General features: G+C 60.0%; 4 protein-coding genes. All 4 read right to left on the bottom strand.

Annotation, left to right across the window (positions count from 1 at the left end; genetic code table 11):
- On the bottom strand, nucleotides 1–644 hold a 644-nt coding region (nhaA, locus tag WBP53_RS13010), incomplete at its 3' end, for a Na+/H+ antiporter NhaA (RefSeq protein ID WP_423929591.1).
- A gap of 151 nt (nucleotides 645–795) precedes the next feature.
- Nucleotides 796–1779 carry a malate dehydrogenase gene (locus WBP53_RS13005; RefSeq protein WP_423929589.1) on the bottom strand — a complete coding sequence of 328 codons (984 nt, stop codon included), beginning with the start codon at nucleotides 1777–1779 and terminating at the stop codon, nucleotides 796–798.
- A gap of 5 nt (nucleotides 1780–1784) precedes the next feature.
- Complete coding sequence (locus WBP53_RS13000; protein ID WP_423929587.1) at nucleotides 1785–2159, bottom strand: glutaredoxin family protein; 375 nt, start codon at nucleotides 2157–2159, stop codon at nucleotides 1785–1787.
- A gap of 14 nt (nucleotides 2160–2173) precedes the next feature.
- On the bottom strand, nucleotides 2174–3349 hold the full coding sequence (locus WBP53_RS12995; RefSeq protein WP_423929585.1) for an aminotransferase class I/II-fold pyridoxal phosphate-dependent enzyme: 1176 nt from the start codon (nucleotides 3347–3349) through the stop codon (nucleotides 2174–2176).
- Between the last annotated feature and the right edge of the window lie 129 nt (nucleotides 3350–3478).

Here is a 3478-nt window from a genome sequence, read left to right as displayed (position 1 = left end):
ACCGCACCCAACAGCATGTAGGGCCACAGCTTGCGCACGCCAGTCTTGTTCAGGACGACCAGCACAGCCAGCACGCCGGCCGCCATCATGAGGTACTGCGTGGAAAGCTCGTTGGTGTAGAAAAGCGCAATGATGACGACAGCACCGAGGTCGTCGATGATGGCCAGTGCAGTCAGAAAAACCTTGATCGAAACGGGCACCCGCTTGCCCAGCAGGGACAACACGCCCAGGGCGAACGCGATATCGGTGGCGGTCGGGATGGCCCAGCCACGCAATGCCTCCGGATCGTTGCGATTGAACGCAAAGTAGATCAATGCCGGAACCACCATTCCGCCCAGCGCACCGATTCCCGGAAGAACTCGACGGGACCAGCTCGACAACTGCCCGACAAGAATTTCGCGCTTGATCTCCAGTCCGACCAGCAGGAAGAACACGACCATCAGGCCATCGTTGATCCAGTGCAGCACGCTCATGCCGCCGATGTAGGCGTGCAGCGATTCGAAATACAGTTCCGAGATCGGCGAATTGGCCACGATCAGTGCCAGGGCCGCCGCAGCCATGAGCACGAAGCCACCTGCTGCTTCGCCTCGCATGAAATCGGTGACAAGCGCGATCGGCTTGCGGATGATCGGTGTTTGCAGCATCTATCCGTGGTCCGTGGATGGCAAATCGGGGTAGTTGGCACTCAAACTGACAAGGATGCAGAGAAACGATGCGACCGGCACTACCCAGGACCGGAGTCTCGCACAGCAGGATCCGGCATGACGAGCCGAATCCTGCCTGGATCGGGCGGCGCTAGCTTGCGAAAAGCTTCTCGACCGCCGCACGCTCTTCACGCAATTCCTTCTCGGTTGCGTCGATTCGGGAACGCGAGAATTCGTTGATGTCGATTCCCTGGACGATGCTGTACTTGCCGTCCTTGATGGTAACCGGATACCCGAAAATCACGCCAGGCTCGACGCCGTAGGAACCATCCGACGGAATGCCCATAGACACCCAGTCGCCTTCGGCCGTTCCATGGGTCCAGTCGCGCATGTGATCGATGGCTGCCGAAGCAGCGGACGCTGCCGAGGAAGCACCGCGCGCCTTGATGATAGCCGCACCACGCTGCTGCACGAGCGGAATGAACTCGTCTGCGTACCAGGCCTGATCGACCAGGCTCATCGCGGACTTGCCCTTGACTGCGGTCTGATGGATGTCGGGATACTGGGTCGAACTGTGGTTGCCCCAGATCGTGACCTTGGTGATGTCGGTATTCAATGCGCCGGTCTTTTCCGCCAACTGGCTGATCGCACGGTTGTGATCAAGGCGCACCATGGCGGTGAATCGGCCCGGATCCAGATCCGGCGCGTTCTTTTGCGCAATCAGGGCGTTGGTGTTGGCCGGGTTGCCGACAACGAGGACGCGAACATCACGCTTGGCGTGATCGTTGATGGCCTTGCCCTGAGGTCCGAAGATCGCGCCGTTGGCTTCGAGAAGATCCTTGCGCTCCATGCCGGGTCCACGCGGGCGGGCACCAACCAGAAGGGCGTAGTCGACATCCTTGAACGCGACGTTCGCGTCATCCGTCGCGACCACGCCATGCAGGGTCGGGAATGCACAATCGTTGAGCTCCATGACCACGCCATTCAATGCCGGCAAGGCAGGCGTGATTTCGAGCAGGTGCAGGATCACCGGCTGGTCCGGACCCAGCATGTCGCCGGCGGCGATCCGGAACAACAGGGCGTAACCGATCTGACCGGCAGCACCGGTAACGGCAACTCGGACGGGAGCTTTCATTGCATCTACCTCGCAGTATGTGGGGATTGCGGATTGCTGTTTTCTGGAATCAGGTCGGCGGCGCCGAGCAACGCGCGTGCTCGCTCGGGGTCGTAGCCATGTACGGTTTTTTCGCCAACGAGGAGGATCGGTACGCCACGGCCTTCGAGCATCTCGTAGGCGCGCTGCCCATTCCTGTTCCTCTCGACATCGATATCGAGGAACTCGACGTTCCAGCTGTCCAGGTCGGCGCGCATCTTCTTGCAATAGCCGCACGTGGACGTCGACAACATGATCACCGGATCCGAGCCGATTTCGCTACGCAGGTCAGCCATGTCGACCGCCTGCACGCAACCTGCCAGCACGATCAGGGTCGATGCCAGCGCGACGGTGCGAATCATGCAGGAGACTGCATTCATTTCAGTTCAGCGAAGAATTCCTGGAACCGCTGCAATCCCGGAGCCAGCTGGTCGGCCGGGCAGGTATAGGAAATGCGCAGTGCCAGCGGATCGCCGAATGCGCTGCCCGGCACGCAGGCAACACCCTTGGATTCGAGCAACGCGCCACAGAAATCGACGTCGTTGTTGATCATGCGGCCGTTGTGCGACTTGCCGAATGCACAGGAGATGTTCGGAAACGCGTAGAAGGCACCTTGCGGTCGCGGACATATGACACCCGGAATGGCGGTCAGCGCCTCATAGACCTTGTCGCGACGCGCGGAAAATTCCGCGTTTTTCTCGATCGGCACATCCTGCGGTCCATCCAGGGCAGCACGCGCAGCGGCATTGACCACCTCCGGCACGTTGGTGATGTGGTTGGAATTGAGCGTGACCACGGCATTGGCAACCGACTCGGGCGCGGCGATGAAGCCGACTCGCCAGCCCGGCATGCCATAAGTCTTCGACAGCGAATCGACATGGATGACGCGGTCGCGCAATTCGGGACGTGCATTGACGAAATTGTGGTAGCCGACGCCGTCGAACACCATGCGGTTATAGATGTCATCGCAAATGACCCAGACATCCGGATGACGCACCAGCACATCGGCAAGGGCGGCGATCTCTTCCTTCGTGTAGACCATGCCGGTCGGATTCGAAGGATTGTTGAACAGGAATACCTTCGCCCCCGGCAATGCCGCATCCAGCTGCGCCGGGGTCAGCTTGTAGTTCTGTTCGGAGGGACAGGGCAGCAGGCGAGCTTCGGCATCGAGAATTTCGGCCAGATCCAGATAGGTGGTCCAGTAAGGCACTGGGAACACGATCACGTCGCCGGCATCGAGCAGCGCTTCGCCGAGGTTGTAGAGCATGTGCTTGGCGCCGATACCGGTCGCCAGGTTCGAACGCTGGTAACCGCTCAGGCCGCCGTCCTCCAGATGCTTGAGAAATGCGTCGAGCAAGCCATCCGGGCCACGGTTCGAGCCATATTGGCCACTGTCATGATCCAGCGCTTCGCGGGCGGCCTGATAAACATGCGGCCCGGGCAGGAAATTGGGAACACCGATCGAGAAACTGATGATGTCGCGGCCAGCAGCCTTGAGTTGTTTGGCTTTTTCGGCAATCAGCATGATTGCACTGGGCTTGGCTCGACTCATTCGGGCAGCTAGACGCGGCATGAAAACCTCTCGAAACTGGATTTGGGGGTGGTCAAAAAGCAGGCGATTTTAGCACAGCGCCGGGCCACGATCCGTCGCAACGGGGTGCCACCGGGACCTTGTTCATGA

This window comes from Dokdonella sp. (genome assembly GCF_049593775.1).
GTDB lineage: Bacteria > Pseudomonadota > Gammaproteobacteria > Xanthomonadales > Rhodanobacteraceae > Dokdonella.
Note: the sequence above shows the minus strand (reverse complement) of the source record. Positions and strands in the feature narration are given on the sequence as shown.